The sequence below is a fragment of the Spongiibacter sp. C9W genome (assembly GCF_057370015.1).
On record NZ_CM170672.1, the window covers coordinates 3443722 to 3468564 of the forward strand.

The following is a 24843-nucleotide window of genomic DNA, read 5'->3' on the forward strand; positions in this document are numbered from 1 at the left end:
AACTCGTCCCTTGGGAGGATGGCTGGGTGAGAATGGCCTTGTTACTGTGTTGGGCTATACGCCGTTCTGGCCTGCCCGGCAATACGGTTGCGATACATTACTGCGAGTCATCGCAGAGATAACAATTAAACAAATTGGCGCCGCCGTCGAGGCGGCGTTGATCTAACAGGGACCCACTATGAGCATGCATTTTAACCTTGCGGATTTGTTTGAAGCCGTTGCCGATAAAGTACCCAGCCGTGAAGCGCTGGTATGTGGCAGTAGCCGTGCGACCTACGCCGAGCTTGATGCTGGCGCCAACCGTATGGCCCACTACCTGAGCAGTCAGGGTGTGAACGCCGGCGACCACGTTGGTTTGTACATGTACAACTGCAACGAATATCTGGAAGCGATGCTGGCTTGCTTCAAAATTCGCGCGGTGCCTATCAATGTTAACTACCGCTATGTGAAAGATGAGCTGCTTTACATCTTTGATAATGCAGACATGGTTGCCTGTGTGCATCACCGCGAGTTCGCCCCGCATATTGCCGAAGTTCGTTCGGCGGCGAAGAAACTGAAAGTATTTGTGTCGGTGGATGACGGTAGCGATGCAGACATCGCCAGCATTGGTTCTATCGACTACGCGCAGGCCTGTGAAGGGCAGAGCGCCAAGCGCGATTTCGCTGAGCGTGCCGATGACGACTACTTTGTTCTCTACACCGGTGGTACTACGGGCATGCCTAAGGGCGTTATGTGGCCGCATAAAAATGTATTTTTTGCGGCGATGGGCGGCGGCGGTCACTTTTCGCCACTCGGCCCCTGTGAGAAGCCCGAAGATATTACCGAGCGCGTTGGCGAGCACCCGCTGACCGGTATCGCACTGGCGCCGTTGATGCATGGCGCATCGTGGTGGTATGCCTGTATCCAGCTGCTTGCGGGCAACAAGCTGGTGCTTAATCACAATCGCTCCTTCGACGGTGCCGAGGTATGGCAGATCGTTGCGGACGAAAAAGTGAATGCTGTGCAGATCGTTGGCGATGCCATGGCCATTCCCCTGTTGGATGCACTCGATGCGAACCCCGGTCGCTGGGATTTGTCGGCAGTATTTAACGTTGGTTCAGGCGGTGCGATCTTCTCTGAAGCCAAGCAAGAGGCCTTCAAGAAGCATTTCCCTAATGTCTTTGTTACCAACGCGTTTGGTTCGTCGGAAGGCGGCCAAATGGGCATGGATAACGGCAGCAAGAAAACGGCATCGGGACTTGGCAACGTTAGTCGTACCGACTACATGGACGTGATTATCGACGAGCCAGACCAGCCGCGTCGTCACGCTGAACTCGGCGAAACCGGTATCTTTGCTCGCGCGGGTTACATCCCAATGGGCTACTACAATGACCCTGAAAAAACCGCCAAGACCTTCGTTGAGGTGGACGGTAAAACCTGGTTGTTGACGGGGGATGCCGCCAAGCTGGAAGAAGATGGGTCAATTACTGTCTTCGGTCGCGGCTCAAACTGTATTAACAGCGGTGGTGAGAAAATTTTCCCCGAAGAGGTTGAAGACGCGCTTAAGGCCCACGACGGTGTCTTCGATGCACTGGTCATTGGCGTTCCCGACGAGCGTTGGGGTAGCCGCGTGAGTGCGGTTATTCAGGCGCGCGAGGGTGTCGACCTCGACCTTAAGAATGTTCAAGAGCATTGCCGCAAACATGTGGCGGGTTACAAGGTGCCACGCGAGGTGCATATCATTGCAGAAATTCCTCGCGCCCCCAGCGGCAAGCCCGACTATAAAACAGCAAAAGCCTTTGCGCTGAGTGGTGAGGGGCAGGTTTCCTGATCCCTGGGCCGGGGTAGCGATGCTACTCCGGCACACTCTGCCCGCATTCATGGCCGCTGCTTTTCACTTATTCTCATAACAATGAATTGCTAATGGAGCCAATCATGCCTACCGAACTGCCTATCAGTACCGAAAACTGCATCGTTGAAAAAGACGGCCACGTACTGATTGTTACCCTGAACCGCCCGGAAGCAAAAAATGCGTTCAGCCCTGAAATGCTGTTGGGGCTCTATAAAGCGTGGCGCTTGCTGGATGAAGACGACGATCTTCGCTGCGCTATTCTTACCGCCAACGGCGATACCTTTTGTGCGGGAATGGATCTTAAGGCCGGAGCGGATGGCCAACAGCGCAGCACGGAAGAGTTTATGGAATTGATGGCCACAGTGCCCAATATCCATTGGCAGGCACTGCTGCGTGACAACCGCCCCTGCAAGCCATTGATCCTTGCTGTGGAAGGTTATGCGCTGGCGGGTGGAACGGAAATTCTTCAGGGTACTGATATTCGCGTTGCGGCTGAGGATGCCATCTTCGGTGTGACGGAAGTGGCGCGTGGCCTATATCCGATGTCCGGCTCAACTGTGCGTCTGCGCAAACAAATTCCCTACTGCATTGCCGCTGAAATTCTGCTGCTTGGTGAGCACGTTAGTGCACAGCAGGCGCTGGAATTTGGCTTGATTAACCGCATTGTGCCCAAGGGTGAAACCTTGAACGAAGCGAAGAAAATAGCCGAAAAAATCTGTGCAAATGGTCCGCTGGCGGTGAAAGCGGTGACGCGTTCATTGCGTGAGCACACGGAGCACCTGGCAGAAGACGAGGCGATGCTGAAGTCCGATGAGCTGGCAGGCCCGGTGTTTGCCTCCAAGGATGCCAAAGAGGGCATGCGCGCCTTCAAAGAAAAACGTCCCGCCGAATTCATCGGCGAATAGACCGTCGCAGCGGCGGACGATGCTTCCGCCGCTACCCGCGACCCCCATCTCAATACCAATAATTCCCCCACTAAGAAGGATGAGGCTATGTCTGGGCCACTAAACGGCGTGAGAGTTATCGAGATGGCCGGCATTGGCCCCGGGCCTTACGCCTGTATGTTGTTATCCGACCTGGGCGCTGAGGTGATCCGAATTGATCGCAGCGGCGCACTGGGCCAGCCGGGTGATGTCAGCACCCGTGGTCGGCGCTCGATAGCCTTAAACCTGAAATCAGAAGACGGGCTCGCGATTGCCCGACAGCTGATCGATAGTGCCGACATGCTTGTCGAAGGTTTCCGACCCGGTGTGATGGAAAAGCTAGGCCTGGGCCCCGAGGTTTGCTGTCAGTCAAATGAAAGGTTGATATACGGTCGCATGACGGGGTGGGGGCAAAACGGGCCGCTGGCAATGACAGCCGGTCACGATATTAATTACATCGCCTTAAGTGGCATGTTGGCAAGCATGGGCGATGCTGACCGCCCACCACCGGTGCCCCTGAACGTGGCGGGCGATCTGGGTGGCGGCTCGCTATTTCTGGTGATGGGAATGCTGGCGGCGTTGCATGAGCGAAGCCAGTCAGGCAAAGGACAGGTTATCGATGCGGCAATTTGCGACGGCGCGGCATCGTTAATGAGCACCCTGCACGGCCTCAAAGCGATCGACTTCTGGGATGCCGAGCGAGAGCACAACATGCTTGATGGCGGCGCGCCGTTTTACCGCAACTATGAGTGCAAAGACGGGCGCTATATCTCCTTCGGCGCAATCGAGCCACAGTTTTATGCGTTGTTGCTGGAAAAACTGGATATTGATTTTGGTGGCACAGACTACAGCGTGCAGTTGAACAAAGCCGATTGGCCGCGTCAGCGTGAGCAGATCGCTGCGCGAGTTAAGGAAAAGACCCAGGCACAGTGGTGCGCGATTTTCGACGGCACTGATGCCTGCGTAGCACCGATTGTGCCGTTAGATGAGGCAATCGACCACCCACATAACGCCCAGCGAGGGAACCTTGTTGAACGCGATGGCGTGGTTCAAACTGGCGTCGCGCCGAGGTTGTCTCGCACTCCCGGTGAAATACAAAGTGGCCCAGCGGTGAGTGGCGCTCAAAGCCGGGAGCTACTGCAGGAACTGGGTTTCGATACAGAAAAGATCGAGTCGCTAATTGCGGGGAATGCGGTTAGTACAGACTGATAGGGAGAGAGAATGAATCACGCACACGCTTTTTACGACGTGCTAGAGCGCAGGCGGTCAGTTCGCGCATTTCGCCCCGAGCCGATAGCCGAGGCGCGCTTACAGAAGATTTTTCGCGCTGCGCAGCAAGCGCCGTCGAACTGTAACACGCAACCGTGGTTGTGCGCGGTGGTCAGTGGTGAGCGATTGGAAGTACTCAGATCAGCGATTCCGGAAGCATTTACCGCAGGGCAGTGGACCATGGACTTTCCCTACGATGGCCAATACCAAGGGGTGTACAAGGAGCGCCAATACCAGGCAGCGACTGACCTATATAGCGCGATGGGGATTGCCCGCGAGGATAAAGCCGGGCGCAATGAACAATTCATGCAAAACTTTCGGTTTTTTGGTGCGCCGCACGTGGCATTTATTTTCCTGCCCGAGCCCTTCGGTTTACGCGAAGCAGCCGATTGCGGCATGTATGCCCAAAGCCTGATGCTGGCTCTGACAGCAGAGGGCTTGGCCAGTTGTCCGCAGACGGCACTGAGCTTTAATGCCGACCTAGTGCGAGAGGTACTGGGAATAGGTGCGGAAAATAAACTGCTATTTGGTATCTCCTTCGGCGAAGAAGACACCGATGCCGCAGTGAATAATTGCCGAACCCAGCGCGACACCTCAGACAATTGCCTGCGGTTCTTTTCCTGAATAGAGCGAGATAACTATGAGCGATACAGTACTTCAGAAACTAGACGAGCACGGTGTGCTGCTGCTGACGTTGAACCGACCCGAGAAAAAAAATGCTTTTAGCAATGAGCAGTGGCTAGCCTTTGGCGAAGCGCTGGAAGCCGCCGATGAAAATCCGGCGGTCGCCTGTGTGGTGGTGACCGGAGCGGGCAGTGATTTTTCCAGCGGCGTAGATCTAAACGATTTTTCAGAGGCGGGTGGGGAGCACCCTTTCGAGCGCTGCGCGCGACGTCTGGTCGACTTTAACAAGCCTATTGTGAGCGCGGCCAAGGGCGTGGCGATAGGTGGTGGCGCGACCTTACTGCTGCATACCGATGTTGTCTATGTGGGCGAATCCCTGCGTTTGCGTTTTCCTTTTACCGCGTTGGGCTTGGTGCCTGAGTGGGGCAGCAGCTACCAGCTTCAGGCCGTCATCGGTGCCCGTAAAGCCGCAGAACTGATGTATACCTCTGAGTGGCTGGGGGCTGAGCGCGCAGTAGAGCTGGGTATTGCCACGGCGGCTTACAGCGATGACGAGCTGCTGGAGCGGGCTATGGAGAAGGCAAGAGAAATTGCGAAGTGGCCGGTCAGCTCGTTGCGTGAGACGAAAGATCTGATGCGCCGAGTGCACCGTGCAGCGATTCATGCCGCTATTGATGCTGAACAAGCAGGCATGGCGAAACTGGCGGGTAAGCCCGAAAATATTGAAGCTGTCGTAGCGATTATGGAAAAGCGCGCACCGGATTTTTCCCAGTTTCGCAAGGCATAACTCTCTGTGAGGTGAGGGTTGCCAATATTTGATTGAGCCCAGGGAGTGAAAATGAATCAGCCCTATATTGGTTATCGCGGAGCGGTAAAGCCTGAGTGGATCGATGTAAACGGCCATATGAATGCGACGCACTTTGGTTTGGTGATCTACGAGGCGCACGCCGCGCACAGTGAATGGCTAGGCTTTAATGAGGAGTATGTCGAGCGGGCCCGGTGTGGCAAAGCAGTGCTGGAAAGCCATATGCGCTATGAGCGTGAGGCCGGGTTGGGCGACCAGCTGGAGGTGCGGTGTTGGCTGCTGGCGGTCGATAATAAGCGTCTGCATTTCTTCCACGAGCTGTATAACTGCAGCCGGCAATGCCGCAGCGCCACATCTGAGCAAGTGGACATTCATATCGACTTACAAGCGCGGCGCTCAGCAGACATGCCCGAATCGCTGCAGCGCTTTTTGCGTAAGCAAGTCCGCGAAAATCTGGCGCAGCCGCTGCCGCTAAATATTGGTAGTCAATTGCGGCCGCCGCGAAATACCTGGTTGGATGGCGAATGATCAAGTCTTGGTATCGGCGTCCGCTGATACATTTTCTTGTGCTGGGTTGCCTGTTGTATGCGGCAGAGCATTGGCGGCTGCAATACGCCGCTTATCAAATTACGGCGCCCGATGCGGCGTTTTTGATCGATGCTGCTGTGCAAGTCGAAACACTGCAGGGGCGACCGCTTTCCTCGGCGCAGCACGCGGCGCTGCGTCAACATGAAATTGACCAACGCATATTGTTTAGCGAAGCACTGCGCCGAGAGCTGCATTTGAGCGACCCTGTTGTCAAACAACGGCTATTGCGCAACGCGGCTTTCCTGGGGATGGACGGCAGCGCTGAGCAGCAGATGAATACGGCGTTGTCCTTGGAGCTCCATCGCGGTGACGAAGTGATTCAGCGCCGTTTAATACAGCGCATGGAAGCACTCGGCAGCGCTTCCGGAGCGTTAACAGCGCCAACGGAAGCCCAGCTGAGGGCTGCTTACGAGGCCGATAGAGCGCGCTGGAGCGGTGAACCGAGTTATAGCTTCCAGCATGTTTTTATCAGTGCAGACAAACGAGGTATGCAACAGCGGGCCCAAGACCTACTCCAACGGCTGCGTAGTGGGGCACTCAGTGACGCCGCGGCTCTCTCACAGGGAGACAGCTTTCTGCTTGGCTCTGAGATGTCTCAAGTCTCGGCATACCACCTGGAGCGCAGTTTTGGTGAATCTTTTTCCCAGTGGATGCAACAGCACTCAGCAGCGTCGTTGCAGTCTTCCAATTGGCAGGGCCCCGTTGCCTCGGCGTATGGTTTACATCTGGTTAAGATAACGGGCTTTCATCCTGCTACTGAGCGCGCATTTGACAGCGTTAGGTCGCCGCTGCGCGAGGAGCTGTTACAACAGCAGCGCGCAGACAACCTCCAGGGCTTCATAGAGCAATTACGCCAACGTTACCGAGTGCGCAGCCCATGAATGTATTTTGGCGCCTATCATTCCTGGCGGGACTAATGCTGTTTGCTGGGGCGAGCTGGGCACATAAATTAGCGCCGTCGTTGCTGGAATTTCGCGCAGTAGGCAATGCTGAATATCAGGTGCTGTTTCGCACGCCAGCTGACGCACAGCGACCGCCGCATCCGCAGTTTCCCGCTGCGTGTTCACCTTCAGCGCCGAATATTTCGCCTCAGGGAACGGCCCTGGAGTGGCGCTGGAAACTGCATTGTTCAAGCCCCTTGTCTGGGCAGAGCATCGCCATCACGGGCTTGCAGCAGAGTCGTACAACGGCCTTATTGCGTGTTCAGAATGAACGCGGTGAGCTATTCGAAACACTCCTAACGGCGGACGCCCCGCGCTTTGAATTTGCCGAAAAAGCATCGCAGGGCAGCGTCTTTACACAGTATTTGGGCCTGGGCTTCAGCCACATCTTAATTGGTTTGGATCATTTATTATTTGTAGCGGGGCTGCTGTTACTGGTTAGCACATGGCGCCTGCTGTTGTTGACCATTACCGCGTTTACGGTCGGGCACAGTATCACCTTGGTGCTGGTGAGCATCGACGTGTTGCCGCATTGGCCGGCCTTGGTGGAGTTGGCTATCGCGGCAACGATTTTACTGTTGGCCCTGGAATTAACGCGCCCGGCATCTGGCCGCGCTGGCGGTATTTTGCGCCGCCACCCCTGGCCGATGGCGCTGCTGTTCGGTTTGGTGCACGGGCTGGGCTTTGCCGGCGTATTGGCGGAACTGGGTCTGCCCAGTGGACACCTGCTCAAGGCGGTGTTGGCCTTTAATATTGGCATTGAGCTCGGGCAGCTAGTTTTTGTTGCAGCACTGGCCGCGGTGCTGGCAGCCCTGCGCTCGGTTTCGCGCTGGGAGCCGCCATTGCGCTATGCGCTGATATACAGCATGGGCGCGATATCGGTATTCTGGTGCCTGGATCGCGGCGTTAGCCTCGCGGCAGAGCTTAGCCGTGCCGCCCTGTAAGCACTCAGCTGCTGAAGGGCGCCATATCAAAGTAGTCCCGCCACTGCTGAATTAACCCGTCGCGCAATAGAAATACCCCCATAACAGGCAGGTCAATGGTCTTGCCTGCCAGGTTTATTCGGTCTGTGCGTTCATTCATGACAACACCATTAGCGTCATCGCAAAGCTGGTGGTGCACAATGAATTCAATGTCTTCCAGGCTGTTGAGAAAACCCTCGATAAATTCGCGTATGGCGGCTTTGCCAATGTGTGGCGGTCCCATAGGAATGTTGCAGTATTCGGCGTCCTCGTGAAAGAAACCCATGATCTGTTCGAGATTTCGCTGGTTCCACGCCTGCATAAACTGGTCGATTATTTGCTGATTCTTGTCGTTCATTGCTTGTGTCTCGCCGTTATTATTTTCTGGTTTACAGTGTAAGCTTGCTCGGGTAGTTTTACCAGTACCTGCAATGAAGCTTGCTGAGGCTCTGCTATGAATCGTCCGTTTTACCACAGTCGCCGTTGTTTACTTTCTCACCTCATTGAGCGGGGAATGCGGTTATCGGCGCGACGCTATACCCGTCGCACAAAGCGAGTTGACAGCCCGGGCGCCGAGACCGCCACGGGAAATATCGCCGTGGGGCAGCCCACGCGCCCGGAAGATTTTCGGCCGCTGGAAGACGCCTGTTTTCAGAACCCCTATGCCTTTTACAAAATGCTGCGCGACGACTACCCGGTTTACCAGTTGCCCAATGGCATTTACTGCCTATCCCGGTATCAGGATATTGTTGAGGTGAGCCGGAACACTGACGTTTTTTCGTCTACCCATCAGGGCGTGATTGCAGGGCTAAAGCCTGGACACAGTGTCGAGCGCGAGGCGGCGAAGTTGCGCCCCCTTGAAATGATGGGAGTGATACCCAGCGACGTGTTGGCGCTGTCTGATCCGCCGGCCCATACCGCCGAGCGCAAGGTCGGACATCGCGGTTTAAATGCGCGGGTGGTCAAGGCCATGGAAGACGAGGTGACGGCGCTTTGTCGGGAAATGATGGATGAGGTCATCGACAGAGGGGAACTTGAGTTTATGCGCGACTTCGCCTGGCGCTTGCCCATGCGACTGATCATTCGCATGCTGGGCTTTCCCGAAGCAGACTATGAAAAAATAAAAGACTGGTGTGTGCACGGTATTGCCACACAAAGCGGTATCGCTCAGGGGGCGGCGCTAGCCCGCAGTCAGGCAGAGCTGGTGGTGTTTTATCGCTATTGCTGGCAGCAATTTATACTGGCCAAGCGGCGGCCACGCGATGATCTTAGCGCGGTGTTTGTGCAGGCGGCCACGGGCGAAGATGCGGTGATGGCTGAGCACACCGCGGTTTCCGCAGTAATGCAGCTGCTGATCGCCGGGTCGGACTCCTCCGCGACCAGTATGGGAAATGCGCTGAAACTGTTAATTGAAAACCCCGAAATCCAGACGCAACTGCGCGAGGATTTGGATGGCTTACTGCCGGTCTTTATCGAAGAGGTCTTTCGCCTTGAAGCGGCCTTTCAGGGGCATTTTCGTTGGACCAAGAGCGCGACGCAATTGCACGGTGTACACTTGCCCGCCGACAGCCGGGTGTTTCTAATGTGGGCGGCGGGGAATCGCGACGAGCGCGTATTCACGGCGCCCGATGACATTCGTCTTGACCGCAGCAACGGCAAAAAACACCTGACATTTGGTCACGGTATACACGCCTGCATTGGTCGCGAGCTGGCGCGCACGGAAATTCGTATCGTATTGCGTGAGTTTCTGCTGCGCACCGAAAACCTATCCTTAGCGGGGCCTTCCCCCTATGTGGCGTCGATGTTTGCACGCACATTGCAGTGCTTGCCGATCCGCTTTACCGCTAAGCGCGGGCTCGCTGGTGGTGGCGGAGGAGCCGAGCGTCGCGACCACGCCGGAGCGGCATAGTTGTGTTGGCTACAAATAAGATAAGTCGAGGTGATATGAGTGGCAGTTTGAATCGCCAGCGTTTTGTGGATGCTGCGCTAGACGTGATTGCCGATGTTGGTGTTGAGAAATTATCGATGCGCCGCGTTGCCAGTCAGCTGGGGGTTTCCGCAATGGCGATGTACAAGCATTTTGCGAATAAAGAGGAGTTGCTGGGGGCCGCCTTTGAGGAATTTATCGCTCGCGCGGAGGTTCTGCCCGATGACCAATTGCCCTGGGATGAATGGCTGACTGTGAGTGCGCGGGGCATGTACCAGGCGCTGTGTAGCGAAATGTCCTGGGTGCCCTGGCTGGGGAAATTGCGCCTTGGCGGCAACGCGCTCCGGGTGACAGAACGCTTTGCCGCCAAGCTGGCGGAAAGTGGATTGGCGACAGATGCCTCGGTGAGGGTCTATATGGCGACTATTCAGCTCGTCGTCGGCGCTGTGTGTATGCGGGCCTCTTTGCATGCCGGTCATTGGCAACAGGGCGAGGCTGCGGCGGCGATGCCTGAGGCACTGTCGCCGGAGATCTTAACAGGCTTGGCCAATGCGGTTGCTCAGGAGCCCATCGACATATCCTTACCCCTGTTGATTGAGGGGGTTCGCCACCAATTACTGGCTTAATGCCGCCTGCCTGCCCGCCAGTCGACCGAAAAATGTCGCATCACCCACCGACATGCCGCTGGCGTATCCCTTTGCGGTGCGCGGCAGGCCCGCGGTTGCACGGCCTGCGGCGAAGAGGCCGGGGATCGCCTGGTTGTCGACATCGAGTACTTCGCCATTACAACGTGTTTTTAAGCCGCCAAGCGTAAAGATTAGCGGGCCATTGGTGCCCGGCATAATGATTGCGCGCATTTCACTGGCGGAATACTCCAGCAGGGCGTAAGGCGGTTTATTGAGCGGCTTTAGCCATTCGGAGGTTTTGTGGAAGAGCGGGTCGCGCCCTTCACTGGCATGTCGATTAAAATAGTCGACAGTATCCTCCAGCGCGCCGGGGGGGAAGGGCGCTTCTGATGCCACTTCAGCGATGCTGTTACCGCTGGCGATCAGCGGCGCACGCTCCAGGTAATGTGAGGCCTCGTAGTCCTCTTCCTGCACAAGTAAATAGAATTTTTGCTCAGGCTGCTGGCAGGAGTAATGCGCTAACCGGGCAAGGTAGGCATCTTCATTGATGTAACGCTGACCACGCTGGTTGAGCAGCAGGCCGTAGGTAAGCTTGGCGGGTGGGTAGAGTGGGAACGACATGAAGGCCTGATCCATATTGATGGCTTGGCCACCCGCCGCGAGCCCCAGCTGGATACCGTCGCCCATATCATAGCTATTGCCGTAGGGCACCGCGTATTGATGAATCTCTGGCAGATATTGGCGGGTCATCGCCTCATTCATAACAAAGCCGCCGGTGGTCAACACCACCCCGCGCGTGGCGCGGATCGCGATTTCGCGGTTATCGTGTTTCGCGATAACGCCACAGATTCGCCCCGTATTGTCCGCCAGCAGTGCCAGTGCCCGGCAGTCGTTAACAACGTCCACTCCCGCTTCATCAACGCGCTGCATAATTGCATCCATAAAAATTTTGCCGCCTTCGTCACCTTCGTTTGAGGGGACGTGGCCACGCGGCACTGGCTCAGCGATGGTATTGAAGGGGTAAGATTTTTCATTGCCGGTAAACAGCAGCGATTCGTCGCTGAGTGGCACCACGGTGCGCTCATGCATTACCGCACGCTTATAGCTAACACCCAGTGACTCTACCCAGTCGAAGTGAGCGGCCGCGCCCTCGGCGTAACAGCGAATTTTTTCGCTGTCGCCGTAGGGGCCCAGCGCTTCGTGTAGGTAGGCGAGCAGGTTTTCAGTACTGTCGTGTATGCCCAGGTCTTTCTGCAGCGCGGTGCCGCCACTGCCGCCGAGATACATTTCGCAGCTGGATAACGCGGTGGCACCGCCACCAGCGCTGGCGCGCTCAATAATACAGACCTTCGCGCCGGCCGCGGCAGCCTCAAGGGCCGCGGCAGCGCCAGCGCCCCCGTAGCCGCAAATTAACACGTCGGTGGTGATATCAAAGTGAGTAACGGATTCAATCGGGCGTATGCGGGCGTTCGCTGCCATCTTTCAGTACCTCATTATTGTTGTTTGTGACGTCGATAATTTTAACTTATCATTTGATAAGTATTAATGTCGAGTCAAAAGAGCGCCCCATGGCTAAGCCGTCATCACGAAATCACATTATTGCTGTTGCCACCGAGCTGTTTGCCGAGCGCGGTCTGTCGGTGTCGCTGCGGGAGGTCAACGAGGCGGCGGGTCTGAGCGCTGCGGCCGTTCACTATCACTTTAAAAACAAGGGGGCGTTGATTGATGCGGTGCTTCGCAGCCGCATGCGACCCAAGGCCGAGCGAGAAGGGCAGCTACGACAATTGGCCACTGCGCCCAAGGTCACCATCGACGATATTGTTCGGACCTTGCTTGCGCCGCTGCGCGAGGTGTTGTCGGAAGACGCCATCGCAGGGCGGCAGTATGCCAGGGTGATTGCCCGGGTGTACGCCGAGCAGTCGGAAAAGCTTCCCTTGCTGGATGAATTCCTGTCGCCAGCCAATGCGCTGATTGCCATGCTCGCGCAACAGCGCCCGGATCTGTCATTGCTGCAGTGCCGACTCCGCTATGGCTTCGCTGTGGAAGCGATGCTCAACACGCTGTCTTGCGTACACTTCCCCAGCCCCTTTGGTGGTGATGAGGTGGCGGACGATATGGCCATGTTGTTTGATGAATTACAGAAATTTTTGGTGGCCGGTTTGATGGCGCCTTAAATAATTTGCTGTCATATCGTATTGATGTTGTTGCATGTCCCGGTTGGGACATGCGGGCACGACAGCGTTCCTCCCTTTTATTTATCTGGTGGAAGTAGGGGGCTGCCTGGGTCTCAGCTAGCTTTTTTCTGCGTAGTATGTTGACTCTGCGCTGCGGCATTGATTACGGCCTGTAGTGATGCGCTGACGACATCGTTGTTCACCGCCACGCCGATATAGCGCTGCTTGTTAATGCTCAGCAACACGTAGGCTATCGCTTCTGACGCAGTGCCTGATTTCAGGGCGTGCTCGCTGTAGTCAATCACTTCCACCGCGTCGCCATAGCGCTGTTGCCAGGCATCGGTCAGAGCACTGATCGCGCCATCGCCTTCACCTTCCAGGGAAACCGCTTGGTCGTTGATATGGGTGACCAGCTTGAGCCGGTCGTGACCGCGATGGCTGGCATTGTCCTGACTAATGGAGAAATTCTGCAATGACTGCTGCCCCTCAGGTTGAAGGTAACTGGCGGCGAAGACCGACCAGATCTCGGCTGCACTGAGCTCTCCCGATTGGGCCTCGGCTTCGGCCTGTACTTTTCGGCTGGCGTCAATTTGCAGCCAGCGCGGCATATGCAGGCCGTAGTCGTTCTCAAGCACCCAGGCGACACCGCCCTTGCCAGACTGACTGTTAATCCGGATCACAGCCTCGTAGTTGCGACCTAGGTCAGCCGGATCAATAGGCAAGTAGGCAACGTCCCACTGCGCATCTTTGTCCTGCTGGGCGAGGCATTTTTTTATCGCATCTTGATGGCTGCCCGAGAACGCCGTGAACACCAGCTCACCGGCGTAAGGGTGGCGGGGGTGCAAGGGAATCGCTGTGCAGTGCTCAACCACCGAGATGATTTCGTCCATATCGGAGAGGTTCAGCTTGGGGTCAATGCCCTGGCTATACAGATTCATCGCCATAGTGACGACATCCATATTGCCGGTGCGCTCGCCATTGCCAAGCAGGGTGCCTTCAATGCGGTCGGCGCCTGCCATCAATGCCAGTTCGGCAGCCGCAACCCCGCAGCCGCGATCATTGTGAGTATGAATCGACACCCGGTAGTCTGCGCGGTACCGACTGTGGCGGCAGAAGTACTCGACCTGGTCGGCGAATACATTGGGAGTGGCGCATTCTACGGTAGCGGGCAAATTGACGATGAGAGGTTTACCACTGTCACGCCACTGGGCGATAACCGCATCGCAGACCTCAACGGCGTAGTCGACTTCGGTACTGCTAAAGCTTTCGGGTGAGTATTGAAAGGTCCACTGGGTTTGCGGGTAGCGCTCAGCGTATTCCCGAACCCATTTCGCCCCTTGAACGGCGATGGCTGTAATACCCGCTTTGTCGAGACCAAATACCCGCTCGCGCTGCACAGGGCTGGTGGAGTTATAAACATGGACAATGGCGCGCTTGGCACCCTCCAATGCTTCGAAGCTGCGAGCAATCAAGCTCTCGCGCGCCTGCACCAAAATTTGGATAGTGACGTCGTCAGGTATACGTTGCCCCTCTATCAAGGCGCGTACAAAGTCGAAATCGGGCTGGGATGCAGAGGGAAAGCCAACTTCAATTTCCTTAAAACCGAGCTTGACCAGCAAGTCCCACATACGCAGTTTTTGTTGCACGGTCATAGGTTCAACCAGGGCTTGGTTGCCATCGCGCAGATCAACTGAACACCAGTCGGGGGCGCGATCGATAACGCGGCTTGGCCACTGTCGATCATCTAAGGCGATGGTGGGGGTGGGGCGGTATTTGCTGTGGTCAAAAGTCATGTCAGTTCCTGTCGTGAGGCTTGGCCTCATAGTTGTTTTTTAGCCCGCGGGTAGCGGGCTGTTTTTTTTCAGCCTTGTGGGCCTTTTAACGCGTCGGAGTCGCGGGGTGTTGCGGCTCGTTCGGTGAGGGTGGAAGGGGTAACTTCCTGTAGTTGGGCTACGTGGAACAGTGTAGGGAAAACGGTATGGCAGGCGATTGCGAAGTGCTGGTTAATTTGGGGTGAAAATTCTTTTTTATTGCCAAGATTGCTTTTGTTTTGGAATAATATTGCTATTGATCGTTATTTGGTGATTTTTATGAATATAGATCGCTATGACAGAGCAATTTTAAGTGCCCTGCAGAATGACGCGCGTCTGAGTAACCAGGAGTTGGCTGATCATATTGGCTTGTCGCCGTCGCCCTGCTTGCGGCGGGTGCGGCGCCTGGAGGAAAGTGGCTTAATTGAAGGTTACCGGGCCCTGCTCAATGCCCGCCAACTGCAACTTAAGTTGATGGCTTTCATCCATATCAGCATGGACAAACACACGCCTGAGCGCTTCGAGAACTTTGAGAAGAAAGTGGCCACTTGCGACGCAGTATTGGAGTGCCACCTGATTACCGGCCAGGATGCCGACTACCTGCTAAAAGTGATCGTCGAAGATATGGACGGGTTTCAGGCCCTGTTGCTGGAACAGATTACTCGAATAGAAGGCGTAAGCGGCGTACACTCGAGCTTTGTAATGAAGTCGCCAATCAGTAAAACGGCGCTACCTATTTAGCGTAAAATGACGAAGGGGTGATGATATGGGCGGTCAGTTTATTGCTTCACTTGAAGAGGTGAAGGACGGGGAATTTCTCAAGCGGGAAGTCGATGGCAAAAAGGTATTGCTAACCCGTGTGAACGGGCAAATCGCCGCTGTCGAGAACCGCTGCCCGCACCTGGGCTTGCCGCTGGCGAAAGGGGCGATTTGTGACGGCGCCGTTACCTGTCCTTTTCACGGTAGCCGCTTTGATTTGCTCAGTGGTGAGAACCTGGATTGGACGCACTCTTTCTTTGGGGCAGAGCTGCCGAAATGGAGTCATAAGCTGATTGCATTGGGTAAAGCCCCGCAAGATTTACATACCTTTGATATCGAGTGTGTTGATGGTGCGGTGTATCTGCGCGGGTAAGGTATGTTGTGCTTTTTGTGTAAGGGCTTGAGATAGTAATGGCGGTAGATATTTCCGTTGTCCCGATTACCCATGCCATTCAGCAGGCGGTTGCGCCGGTTTTTTTGCTGGCGGGCATCGGTGCAATATTAAATGTGCTCACCAATCGCTTAGCCAGGATTATTGACCGGTCGCGTAATTTGCACGCCAGGCTGGAGATGGTCGGACCGGAGAAATCTGAGACAATACACGCTGAGTTGGTTGTGCTCACCAAGCGCGCTCGGGTGGTCAATCGCGCTATTGGCTACGGCACGGTGAGTGCCTTGCTGGTATGTACGGTGATTGCGACGCTGTTTATCAGTGCTGTGGGCGAATGGAATAGCGGCATGTTTGTCGTCGCGCTGTTTGTGTTGGCAATGTTGTTTCTTATTGTTTCGCTTTTGAGTTTCTTGCGAGAGATTCAAATGGCGATGAAAGTGATCCTCAACGGGCCGTGACGACGCCAGCGCTTTTTATTGTCGCTTACGCGTCTTTGTCGTCGGGCGCTTCGGCCCGCGGCACCTGGTGTTGTTTGCTAACCTTCTGCAGCATAAATACCGGGTAGTGCTTGCGAATATAGGTTTGTTCGCGAAACAGCTGCCCAACATCCAGGCTTTTGTCGAGGGCAATTGCCAAACCGTCACTGTCTTGCCGAATAGCCACACCTTCAGCTTCCAGCGTTTTTCCGTCATGAAAGATAATGACGCCGCTGAGCCGGGTGGAGATGGCTAAGTCGGGCTCATTGACCGCCGCGATTTTTAGCCCCTTTTCTGAGACATCAATGACCGAGTAGCGCTGACCGGAGTGCGCGTGAAAGGGGGGCTGTTCATTATCTGGGTAGGGCACCCGGAAATACCGTCGCTGGCTAGGCGGCTTTTGTTCGCTCATTGCGTTTTTCCTTCATCTCTGAGCATGAGCATAGCAGAAACCGTATCCGGCAGCGTGCGACAGCGGTTTACAGAATTTATTTACTTTTACTATTTGGAGAAGATCTATGACCGACAAAATCGTCATTGTGGGAGGTGGCGCCGGAGGCCTGCCGCTGGCAAGTAGCCTGGGTAAAAAACTGGGGCGCCGGGGTCGTGCAGAAATCACACTGGTGGATAATTCTGCCAGCCATATCTGGAAACCTCGCTTCCACGAGGTGGCCACGGGCGCGATTGATGCAGACTTAGACGCGGTGGATTATCGAGCCCATGCCCGGCGCAACCATTACCATTTTGCCTTGGGCAAAATGCAGAGCGTGGACCGGGAGAACAAGCAGTTGGTGTTGGCGCCTCATTGCAATGCAGCGGGTGAGGAAGTACTGCCTGAGCGACGACTGGACTACGATTATCTTGTGTTGGCAGTGGGCAGTCGCGGGAACGATTTCAACACACCTGGTGTGCGCGATCATTGCTTGTTCCTGGACAGCCGCGAGCAGGCGGACCGCTTTCACGACCGTTTTCTCGATCTGTGTTTGCGCGCCAACCATCGCGCTGAGCCACTTTCTATCGCCATTGTTGGCGGCGGCGCAACCGGCGTTGAGTTAGCTGCGGAGATTCATCACGCCGTTGCCTTGTTGAAACTTTACGGACATGAGCAACTGGATCGCAGTCGCCTGAGGGTGGATGTTATCGAGGCGGGTCCCAGCCTGTTGCCGGTACTTAAGCCGGCACTGGCGGCGACGGTGAAATCTGAGCTGGAGAAAATGGGGGTGAATGTTCACCTGAATACCAAGGTGAAAAGCGCTGATGCAGAAGGCTTTGTTACCGCCGACGATCAGCGCATTGATGCGGACATCCGGGTTTGGGCGGCCGGCATCAAGGCGCCATCGTTTTTGGCGGAGCTCGGCTTGGCGCACAATCGCATCAACCAGCTGATGGTTTCGTCCACCTTGCAGACCGAAGATCCCAGTATTTTCGCCATTGGGGACTGTTGCGCCTGTGAGATGTCGGAAAACAAATTTGTGCCACCCCGCGCGCAGTCTGCCCAGCAAATGGCTAAACACCTGTCCAGGAACCTGCAGCGACAAATTGCCGGCGAGGCGCTAAAACCCTTTACTTACCGCGACCATGGTTCCCTGGTATCGCTCTCTAACTACACCGCGGTAGGGAGCCTGATGGGAAGTTTGCGTGGCGGCTCGGTATTCGTAGAGGGCTGGTTGGCGCGAATGATGTACATCAGTTTGTACCGTATGCATCAAGTTGCCCTTTATGGCTGGATCCGCACGGCGATGCTGCTGCTCGCCGGGCGTTTTAATAAACTGTGGCGCCCGCGCCTAAAACTACATTGACGTAGCGCTGGCCGCTGCTGCGTCGGAGTGCTAAAAAGGAAGGCACACGACAAGCAGGAGGCCGTAGTGGACGGACAACATGAGCAGGCCACTGCCCGTAAGGCGCAGTGGTTGCACTCCGAAGCAGAGTGCGTTGAGCAGGTGCGCCAGCGCTTGGGTAATACATTAACGCTGGCGCTACCGCTGGGCTTGGGCAAGCCTGTTGCCCTGGTCGATGCGTTTTACCAACAAGCCTGCAAGCACCCTGAGCTTTCCCTTACGGTGATGACGGCGCTTACCCTGGAGCGTCCGCAAGAGAATGACCCGGTACGCGGGCGTTTATTAACGCCGGTATTTGAACGCCTGTTTCGCCGTTATCGCGAGCCCTTGTATACCACTGCGGAACGTCGCGGCGAGCTACCGCCGAATGTGCAGGTACACGAGTTTTATTTTAAGGCTGGCGCCCGCCTTGGTAATCCGATAGCGCAACAAAACTATGTAAGTAGCAACTATACCCATGCGGCTCGTGATATCAGTGAGCGCGGCTGCAATGTGGTCATGCAGTTGCTCGCCCGGCATGCCGATGGCCGGCTGAGTATGAGTTGCAACCCGGATACCTCCAATGCCTTGCTGGAGCGATTGCGCGCAAAGGCTGAGCCATTTGTCGCTATTGGCGTGGTACACGACGAGCTGCCCTTTATGGTTGGCGATGCCGAAGTTAGTGAACAGCACTTTGACTATCTGTTGAACAATGACAGCCACCAGCACGGCTTGTTTGCGGTGCCGCGTTTGCAGCCGGTTCCCGCTGCCGACTATGCAATTGGGCTGATCGCCAGCAGTTTGGTTAAAGATGGTGGAACGCTTCAACTGGGCATTGGCAGTATGGGTGATGCGATTGTGCAGTCGCTAATGCTCAGGGATCAGCGCAATGACAGCTATCAGCAACTGTTACAGCAGTTGGGTGTTAGCGCCTCGCTCAGCGATCAAGTAGGTGGGCGTTTACCGTTTGAACACGGCCTTTACGGCGCCACCGAGATGTTTGTGGAGGGCTTTCTTTCGCTGTTCGACAGCGACATTTTGCGCCGCGAAGTATACGATTTCTGGGCGTTGCAGCAGCTGATTAACGAGGGGCGTTGCCAGCCCGACAATTTACAGGCGGACTGTTTGACCGCTATGGCAGACGTCGGTGTGCGAGAGCTACGCGGTAAGGACTTTGAGGTATTGCAGTACCACGGTTTTTTCCGGGATGACTGCCGCTATCGCGAGGGCCGCCTGATCGCGGCAAGTGGTGAATCCTGCGCGGCGAATATGGCGAACCCGTCGAGTCAGCGGTTTATCGCCGAACACTGTCTGGGAAGGGCGCTGCGAAATGGAAAAGTATTGCACGGGGGCTTCTTTCTGGGCAGTGAAGACTTTTACGCTCGATTGCGCGCGCTACCAGAGGAGCGCCGTCGACAGCTTGCGATGTGCGGTGTCGATAAGATCAATCAACTCGATCTGAACCCACGGCTATTCCGTGCGCAGCGGCGCGACGCACGCTTTATCAACACAGGGTTGAATGTGAGCTTAAACGGCGCCGTCGCCTCCGATACATTGGAGAGTGGCCAGGTTATTTCCGGTGTTGGCGGGCAATACAATTTCGTTGCGATGGCCCACCAACTTCAAACGGGGCGCTCTGTGCTGATGATCCGCTCGCATCGTCGGGGCGCTTCCGGCCCGGAGTCGAATATTGTGCCGCACTACGGTGCCTGCACCATTCCGCGTCACCTGCGGGACCTTATTGTTACCGAGTACGGTGTTGCCGATTTGCGGGGTAAGTCAGATCGCGAGGTAGCCGAGGCGCTTATTGCCATTGCCGATAGTCGATTCCAGCCTGAGTTGATCCGCTATGCGCAGCAAGCGGGTAAGCTTCCCGCTGATTTTGTATTGCCTGAGTCGCAGCGCAGCAATACGCCGCAGCGCATTCAGACAATCATTGCCCGTGCGGCAGCGCAGGGTCTGTGTCCGCCGTACCCACTGGGCTGCGATTTTAGTGATGTTGAGCTGCGAGCGGCTAAACGGCTTCTCAAGGTAAAGAATATGAGTGCCTTGCAGCTATGTCGCACATTGTTGCAGTCAACGCCGATAGATAGTGCCTCAGATGAACTGTTAGAGTTGCTCGCGCTGAAGCAGGTAAGCGGGCTAAAACAGCGCCTTTTGCGGCGATTATTGCTGGCAGTCGACGATTGAATTTGTGGCTCTGCTCACATTTTGAACAATTGGCTTGTTGGTCATTGAGCTCCGCAAGTTATTGATAATGAGGCTAAATATAGTCGTTAGCGATAGTGGGGTAGGGGAAAATGCCTGCTGCTGTCGCCATCTGTTTTCGCTAGTGTGAAGGCTACTGAATTGCACGCCGCGACATAAGTTCTTGTTTGCGACGGCCCAGCGAAAAGCAATAGGTGACGTATGAAGGCAGTAATGGCAACGAAAGTATTGATTGGGTGTTTGAGTGTGTCGGCGTGGTGTTATGGCGCGGAACCTGAGCAGTGCTTGAACTGGACAGTTGAAACCCATAATTCCGCCTCGAAAGCCTCCAGTTGCGCCTATTACATGCGCGACAAGGTGTCCACGCGCTTCCTTGTACAAAACCAGTGTGAGAGTAGAGTGTCAGGGGTTTTCAGTTACACGCGAGAAGATGCGGTACGGCCGCTGAGTGTACAGGCCTTTGATGTTGAACCGGGGGAGGTTGAAGAGGTGGCGAACCCTTGTGACGAAGCCGGTGACTGGCGCATTCAGGTGTCGCAAGTCAGTTATTGAGAGCCTGCCTTGTCGCCGCCCTGTTGCGGTAGTTTTCGCCAGACAAAAAAAAGCGCTGCATATTTGCAGCGCTTTTTTTATGCCAGAAGACCTAGCGAAGTTCGAAGCGAGCCGGGTCCATGCCCATAACGCTTTCGGTGCTGCTGTCCATTGACGCTGCGTGAGCTTTCGCGCGAGGTAACAGGCGAGAGAAGTAAAACTCAGCCGTTTCCAGCTTGGCTTTGTAGAACTCGCTGTCGCCTTCACCGGCTTCCAGCTTGTTCGCGGCGACTTCTGCCATCATCGCCCAGTAGTAGGCCATAGACAGATAGCCTGAGTACATCAGGAAGTCATAGGACGCGGCTGATACGGCATCGCGGTTACGGCTGGCGCGCGCGACCATTTTGATGGTTTTCCAGTTCAGGCCCAGGGTGTAGCCAATCAGCTTGGCACTGTGGCCACGGCGCTTGCCGCTGATCAGGTTTTTGAAGCCAAATTTGTAAAGCTTTTTGCTGAAGCCTGCGTACAGTTTAAAGCCATCCAGAACCACTTTTCGGCCGATCAGGTCCATCGCCTGAATACCGGTTGTGCCTTCGTACATGGTGGCAATACGTGCGTCGCGGTAAATCTGCTCCATGCCGTGCTCAGTGATGAAGCCGTGGCCACCGTAAACCTGCATGGCATTGCTGGCAGATTCCAAACCGGTTTCTGTCAGGAAGGCCTTCAGGATAGGAGTTAAGAAGCCCAGCTCGTTTTCCGCTGCGTCGCGCTCTTCCTGAGTGTTGGCGTGAACCATTACGTCAGAGTATTTGGCGGCGTCGTAAATCATTGCGCGGCCACCTTCAGCAAAGGCGCGAGCTGTTAACAGCATGCGGCGCACATCGCCGTGGTGGATGATTGCATCGCCGGCTTTGTCGGGGTTTTTAGTGCCTGACAGGGCGCGCATAGAGTGGCGCTCCATCGCGTAGGGCCAGGCGTTCTGGTAAGCCAACTCTGACGCAGCCAGGCCTTGGATGGCCGTGCCGATACGGGCGGTATTCATGAAGGTGAACATGGCCGCCAAGCCTTCGTTCTCTTTGCCCAACATATAACCGGTGGCATCGTCGAAATTGATAACGCAGGTCGCGTTGCCGTGGATACCCATTTTCTTTTCGATGCTGCCACAGGCAACGCCGTTGCGCTCAGTGATGTTGCCGTCGTTGTCAGACAGGAACTTGGGCACGATAAACAGAGAAATACCCTTAGTGCCTTCCGGCGCGCCGGGTGTGCGGGCGAGTACAATGTGGACAATATTTTCGGCCAGGTCGTGTTCGCCAGCAGAAATAAAGATCTTGGTGCCGGTCAGTTTGTAACTGCCGTCTTCTTGTGGCTCGGCCTTGCTCTTCATTTGACCGAGGTCAGAACCGCAGTGGGGTTCGGTCAAGCACATGGTGCCGGTCCAGGTGGCTTCGCAGAGCTTGCGCAGGTAAAGGCCTTTCTGCTCTTCAGTGCCGTGTACGTAAAGCGTGTTCATCGCGCCGAGGCTCAGGCCTGGGTACATGCCCCAGCTCCAGTTGGCGGTGCCGACCAGCTCTGATTTGATCAAACCCATTGACATCGGCAGGCCCTGGCCGCCGTATTCTGCGGGGTGAGACAAGCCCTGCCAGCCGCCCTCTACCCACATATCGTAGGCTTCTTTGAAACCGGGAGGTGTGGTGACTTCGCCGTCTTTCCATACACAGCCGTGCTCGTCGCCGCTTTGGTTGAGAGGCGCAAGGACTTCTTCAGAGAATTTTGCCGCTTCGCCAATGATGGCATCGATCATGTCGGGGGTGGCTTCTTCGCCGCCGGGGATCTGGGCATAGTGTGCTTGGTAGTCGAGCACATCGTTGATCACAAAATCGATATCGCGTACCGGGGCCTTGTAAGTAGTCATGGCTGCCTCGTGGTTGTCTATTCGCTGTCGGAGGAATTCCCAGTGAGGAATTCAGCTAGGTGGCGGAGCATAACGAAAGCGTTGCGGCGACAAATTGGCCGTGCCAACCAATAAAAAATGACAGTTGGGTCAATGTAGACACGAGCTGTTGTCAAAAAAGCGCGAGGCAGTTGGCTCAGCGGCGCCCCGCTATGCTTGAGAGATATGCGGTCAGGAGGGATACTGGGGGTTCGCGTTCTCGCAGGTGGAGTTGTCAGCATGAATGTTGATTTTTCAATTTGCATGGAGCGCCATCCGCTACCCGCGGGTGGCTATTTGGCCCAGCTTACGCTGAATGCGCCGTCGCGGCGCAATGCCATTACCCCGGAGATGGCCGAGCGTTTGCACCGGGCGCTTCTTGGCCTGCGCGACGACCCCGAGGCGGTGGCAGTACTGCTCGATGGCGCTGGCGCTGGCGGTTTTTGCGGCGGTGCTGATGCTCAGCGTATGTTGGCGTCGGCACTGGCCAATCCGGGGGGCGCCGCCGTCGAAGCGGAGGCCTTTCTACGCTGTGGCTATATTTCCGCGTTTTTGATTCACACTTTCCCAAAACCTGTAATTTGCTGGGGTGACGGCAGAGTAATGGGGGCCGGCCTGGGCCTGATGGCGGGTGCCAGCCACCGCATTGTCACTGAGCACAGCCGCTTATCGGTGCCCGAGGCGAGTATTGGTTTACTGCCGAACGCGGGCGCGGGCTGGTATTTGGGGAAGATGCCCGGCGAAACCGGTTTGTATATGGCGCTGACCGGCGTGCAGCTGGGTGCGGCTGACGCGCTTTATGCCGGGCTTGCTGACTACTGCTGGGCATCGGCAGAAAAATCGACCTTGTTGCGCAGTTTATTGCACTTGCCCTGGTGCGACGACTCCTCGGCGAATCACGAGATGCTGACCGATGCACTCACTGACTGGGAAGTGGAGCAGGGTATTTGCTTGCAGCACGCGCCGCTGAAAACGCACCGGCAATGGATAGACCAGCATTGCCGTGAATCCTGCCCGGCAGGCCTTGAGGCCGCTTTAGCGGGCGCCGCACCGCGCGACGCCTGGTTGTCGGAATCGCTGGCGGGCCTTCGTCGAGGCGCCGCGAGTGCTCATAAACTAATTGTTCGCCAGTTTGAGCGCAGTCGCGGTTTGGGGCTGGCCGATGTGTTGCGTCTGGAAATGACCCTGGCAGCGAACCGGCTTCGCGACCCGGAGTTTGCCGAAGGGGTGCGCGCGCGCTTCAAAGACCGCGACCAGGACCCTCACTGGTGCTACCGCAGCGTGGCCGAGGTGCCGGACGAGGAAATTGAGGCGCTTTTTGTGCCGCCCTGGCAGCAGCACCCCCTGACCGCGCTGGGATAAGATGCACGAGGCGTTTATTGCGCTTCAGCCAGGATGTCCTCGTCGGTGTCTATTTGACGCGGAGCGGATATCCAGTTGTCGAGAGCATCTAGCATGTCGCTGCGCCGCCGTTTCAGGCCACTAAATGCCAGCAGCGGCGCAACATGGCCACCGTCGCTTACAAACAACTCCGCAGAACTTCCCGCTGACTGCAGTAATTCAACCAGCCGCTGACTATTGCGCACACTAACCGTTGTGTCGTCGCGACCGTGTATGAGCAGCGCTGGCGGGTGATTGGCACTGACAAAGTTCACCGTATTGCCCTCTGGGTAACGCTCTGGTGGGCCAAAGATCGCCGCCACCTTCTTTGCCTTCGGTGGCAGGAAGTCGTAGGGGCCAGATAGCCCGAAGACACCACTCAGCCACGCTGGGCTGCCGCCTTCTGCACGAAGGTAACGCTCATCCAGGGCAAGCATCAGGGCGCTGTGTGCACCGGCAGAGTGACCACCGACATAGAGTTGCTGCGGGTCGCCACCGTACTGCGCGGCAATTTTACGCACGGCTGCCACGGCGCTTGCGGCATCTTCAATAAACGCGGGGAAGCGCACTTCGGGGAATAAGCGGTAACTGATGATGACGGCCAGATAGCCACGTTGAGCCAGGGTTTCGCCCACAAAGCGATACTCGCTGCGCTCGCCAGATGACCAGTAACCACCGTGAATAAAAACCACCACAGGAAGATTATTGCCCTGCTCGGGGCGATAAAGGTCAAACTTGTTTCGGGGGTGCTCGCCATAGGACAGCGCTGGTATATGCGTGGCACCGGAGTCGGGCGTCAGGGCATTGACAAGATGCAGGGCGCAGCCGGTTACTGAAAAAAATGCCATAAGGAGTCCTGTCCACCGT

The 24843-nt window shown here is 56.0% G+C and carries 24 protein-coding genes; 18 read left to right on the forward strand and 6 right to left on the reverse strand.

What is annotated here, in order from left to right; all coding sequences use genetic code 11:
* Nucleotides 1-178 precede the first annotated feature (178 nt).
* From AC2Q8J_RS16335 to AC2Q8J_RS16370, 8 genes are all read left to right on the forward strand, one after another.
* On the forward strand, nucleotides 179-1810 hold the full coding sequence (locus AC2Q8J_RS16335; RefSeq protein ID WP_486451818.1) for an acyl-CoA synthetase: 1632 nt from the start codon (nucleotides 179-181) through the stop codon (nucleotides 1808-1810).
* Between the two features lie 104 nt (nucleotides 1811-1914).
* On the forward strand, nucleotides 1915-2736 hold the full coding sequence (locus AC2Q8J_RS16340; RefSeq protein WP_204995911.1) for a crotonase/enoyl-CoA hydratase family protein: 822 nt from the start codon (nucleotides 1915-1917) through the stop codon (nucleotides 2734-2736).
* An 87-nt stretch (nucleotides 2737-2823) separates the two neighbouring features.
* Nucleotides 2824-3963, forward strand: a complete 1140-nt coding sequence (locus tag AC2Q8J_RS16345) for a CaiB/BaiF CoA transferase family protein (protein ID WP_486451819.1) — start codon at nucleotides 2824-2826, stop codon at nucleotides 3961-3963.
* A gap of 12 nt (nucleotides 3964-3975) precedes the next feature.
* Nucleotides 3976-4647: a nitroreductase gene (locus AC2Q8J_RS16350; protein ID WP_204995909.1), complete on the forward strand. Its 672-nt coding sequence runs from the start codon at nucleotides 3976-3978 to the stop codon at nucleotides 4645-4647.
* A gap of 16 nt (nucleotides 4648-4663) precedes the next feature.
* On the forward strand, nucleotides 4664-5434 hold the full coding sequence (locus AC2Q8J_RS16355) for an enoyl-CoA hydratase-related protein (protein WP_204995908.1): 771 nt from the start codon (nucleotides 4664-4666) through the stop codon (nucleotides 5432-5434).
* A 51-nt stretch (nucleotides 5435-5485) separates the two neighbouring features.
* Entirely contained in the window at nucleotides 5486-5980 is a 495-nt protein-coding gene (locus AC2Q8J_RS16360; protein WP_286695851.1) for a thioesterase family protein, read from the forward strand.
* Entirely contained in the window at nucleotides 5977-6921 is a 945-nt protein-coding gene (locus tag AC2Q8J_RS16365) for a peptidyl-prolyl cis-trans isomerase (RefSeq protein ID WP_289083537.1), read from the forward strand. Before AC2Q8J_RS16360 ends, AC2Q8J_RS16365 begins: the two co-directional genes overlap by 4 nt.
* Nucleotides 6918-7925 (forward strand): HupE/UreJ family protein, encoded by a 1008-nt coding sequence (locus AC2Q8J_RS16370; RefSeq protein ID WP_204995905.1) that lies wholly within the window; start codon nucleotides 6918-6920, stop codon nucleotides 7923-7925. Before AC2Q8J_RS16365 ends, AC2Q8J_RS16370 begins: the two co-directional genes overlap by 4 nt.
* Nucleotides 7926-7929: 4 nt before the next feature.
* On the opposite strand, the gene AC2Q8J_RS16375 is transcribed toward AC2Q8J_RS16370, so the two are convergent.
* Nucleotides 7930-8301 (reverse strand): nuclear transport factor 2 family protein, encoded by a 372-nt coding sequence (locus tag AC2Q8J_RS16375; protein ID WP_204995904.1) that lies wholly within the window; start codon nucleotides 8299-8301, stop codon nucleotides 7930-7932.
* 96 nt (nucleotides 8302-8397) lie between these two features.
* Between AC2Q8J_RS16375 and AC2Q8J_RS16380 the strand changes: the two genes are divergently transcribed.
* Complete coding sequence (locus AC2Q8J_RS16380; RefSeq protein WP_288364620.1) at nucleotides 8398-9852, forward strand: cytochrome P450; 1455 nt, start codon at nucleotides 8398-8400, stop codon at nucleotides 9850-9852.
* 35 nt (nucleotides 9853-9887) lie between these two features.
* Nucleotides 9888-10496: a TetR/AcrR family transcriptional regulator gene (locus tag AC2Q8J_RS16385; RefSeq protein ID WP_288364618.1), complete on the forward strand. Its 609-nt coding sequence runs from the start codon at nucleotides 9888-9890 to the stop codon at nucleotides 10494-10496.
* Here the strand turns inward: AC2Q8J_RS16385 and AC2Q8J_RS16390 are convergent.
* The gene (locus tag AC2Q8J_RS16390; protein WP_289083538.1) at nucleotides 10485-11975 is read right to left on the reverse strand and encodes an FAD-dependent oxidoreductase; all 1491 of its coding nucleotides are present in this window, start codon (nucleotides 11973-11975) and stop codon (nucleotides 10485-10487) included. The two genes, AC2Q8J_RS16385 and AC2Q8J_RS16390, sit on opposite strands and share 12 nt — an antisense overlap.
* Nucleotides 11976-12064: 89 nt before the next feature.
* Between AC2Q8J_RS16390 and AC2Q8J_RS16395 the strand changes: the two genes are divergently transcribed.
* Complete coding sequence (locus AC2Q8J_RS16395) at nucleotides 12065-12670, forward strand: TetR/AcrR family transcriptional regulator (RefSeq protein WP_288362310.1); 606 nt, start codon at nucleotides 12065-12067, stop codon at nucleotides 12668-12670.
* Nucleotides 12671-12783: 113 nt separating this feature from the next.
* Here the strand turns inward: AC2Q8J_RS16395 and leuA are convergent, their stop codons facing one another.
* Nucleotides 12784-14463: a 2-isopropylmalate synthase gene (gene leuA / locus AC2Q8J_RS16400; RefSeq protein WP_288362309.1), complete on the reverse strand. Its 1680-nt coding sequence runs from the start codon at nucleotides 14461-14463 to the stop codon at nucleotides 12784-12786.
* Nucleotides 14464-14760: 297 nt separating this feature from the next.
* Here leuA and AC2Q8J_RS16405 point away from each other — a divergent pair, with 297 nt between their 5' ends.
* The 3 genes from AC2Q8J_RS16405 to AC2Q8J_RS16415 are packed head-to-tail and all read left to right on the forward strand — an operon-like array spanning nucleotide 14761 to nucleotide 16089.
* Complete coding sequence (locus AC2Q8J_RS16405; protein WP_288362308.1) at nucleotides 14761-15222, forward strand: Lrp/AsnC family transcriptional regulator; 462 nt, start codon at nucleotides 14761-14763, stop codon at nucleotides 15220-15222.
* A gap of 25 nt (nucleotides 15223-15247) precedes the next feature.
* Nucleotides 15248-15613, forward strand: coding sequence for a Rieske (2Fe-2S) protein (locus AC2Q8J_RS16410; RefSeq protein ID WP_286695840.1), 366 nt, complete (start codon nucleotides 15248-15250; stop codon nucleotides 15611-15613).
* A 38-nt stretch (nucleotides 15614-15651) separates the two neighbouring features.
* Nucleotides 15652-16089, forward strand: coding sequence for a DUF2721 domain-containing protein (locus AC2Q8J_RS16415; RefSeq protein WP_204995897.1), 438 nt, complete (start codon nucleotides 15652-15654; stop codon nucleotides 16087-16089).
* 25 nt (nucleotides 16090-16114) lie between these two features.
* Here AC2Q8J_RS16415 and AC2Q8J_RS16420 read toward each other — a convergent pair whose 3' ends face one another.
* Nucleotides 16115-16519 carry a PilZ domain-containing protein gene (locus tag AC2Q8J_RS16420; RefSeq protein WP_204995896.1) on the reverse strand — a complete coding sequence of 135 codons (405 nt, stop codon included), beginning with the start codon at nucleotides 16517-16519 and terminating at the stop codon, nucleotides 16115-16117.
* A 106-nt stretch (nucleotides 16520-16625) separates the two neighbouring features.
* Here AC2Q8J_RS16420 and AC2Q8J_RS16425 point away from each other — a divergent pair, with 106 nt between their 5' ends.
* The 3 genes from AC2Q8J_RS16425 (at nucleotide 16626) to AC2Q8J_RS16435 (ending at nucleotide 20684) form a co-directional block, all read left to right on the forward strand.
* Entirely contained in the window at nucleotides 16626-17906 is a 1281-nt protein-coding gene (locus tag AC2Q8J_RS16425) for an NAD(P)/FAD-dependent oxidoreductase (RefSeq protein ID WP_288362306.1), read from the forward strand.
* 66 nt (nucleotides 17907-17972) lie between these two features.
* A complete protein-coding gene (locus tag AC2Q8J_RS16430) occupies nucleotides 17973-20114 on the forward strand; it encodes an acetyl-CoA hydrolase/transferase C-terminal domain-containing protein (protein ID WP_486451820.1) in 2142 nt (713 codons plus the stop codon).
* Between the two features lie 231 nt (nucleotides 20115-20345).
* Nucleotides 20346-20684 carry a hypothetical protein gene (locus tag AC2Q8J_RS16435; RefSeq protein WP_154653854.1) on the forward strand — a complete coding sequence of 113 codons (339 nt, stop codon included), beginning with the start codon at nucleotides 20346-20348 and terminating at the stop codon, nucleotides 20682-20684.
* Nucleotides 20685-20775: 91 nt separating this feature from the next.
* On the opposite strand, the gene AC2Q8J_RS16440 is transcribed toward AC2Q8J_RS16435, so the two are convergent.
* Nucleotides 20776-22578 carry an acyl-CoA dehydrogenase C-terminal domain-containing protein gene (locus tag AC2Q8J_RS16440; protein ID WP_027873664.1) on the reverse strand — a complete coding sequence of 601 codons (1803 nt, stop codon included), beginning with the start codon at nucleotides 22576-22578 and terminating at the stop codon, nucleotides 20776-20778.
* A gap of 258 nt (nucleotides 22579-22836) precedes the next feature.
* Between AC2Q8J_RS16440 and AC2Q8J_RS16445 the strand changes: the two genes are divergently transcribed.
* Complete coding sequence (locus AC2Q8J_RS16445) at nucleotides 22837-23958, forward strand: enoyl-CoA hydratase/isomerase family protein (RefSeq protein WP_486451821.1); 1122 nt, start codon at nucleotides 22837-22839, stop codon at nucleotides 23956-23958.
* 14 nt (nucleotides 23959-23972) lie between these two features.
* On the opposite strand, the gene AC2Q8J_RS16450 is transcribed toward AC2Q8J_RS16445, so the two are convergent.
* Nucleotides 23973-24824, reverse strand: coding sequence for an alpha/beta hydrolase (locus AC2Q8J_RS16450; protein WP_051171082.1), 852 nt, complete (start codon nucleotides 24822-24824; stop codon nucleotides 23973-23975).
* Nucleotides 24825-24843 lie beyond the last annotated feature (19 nt).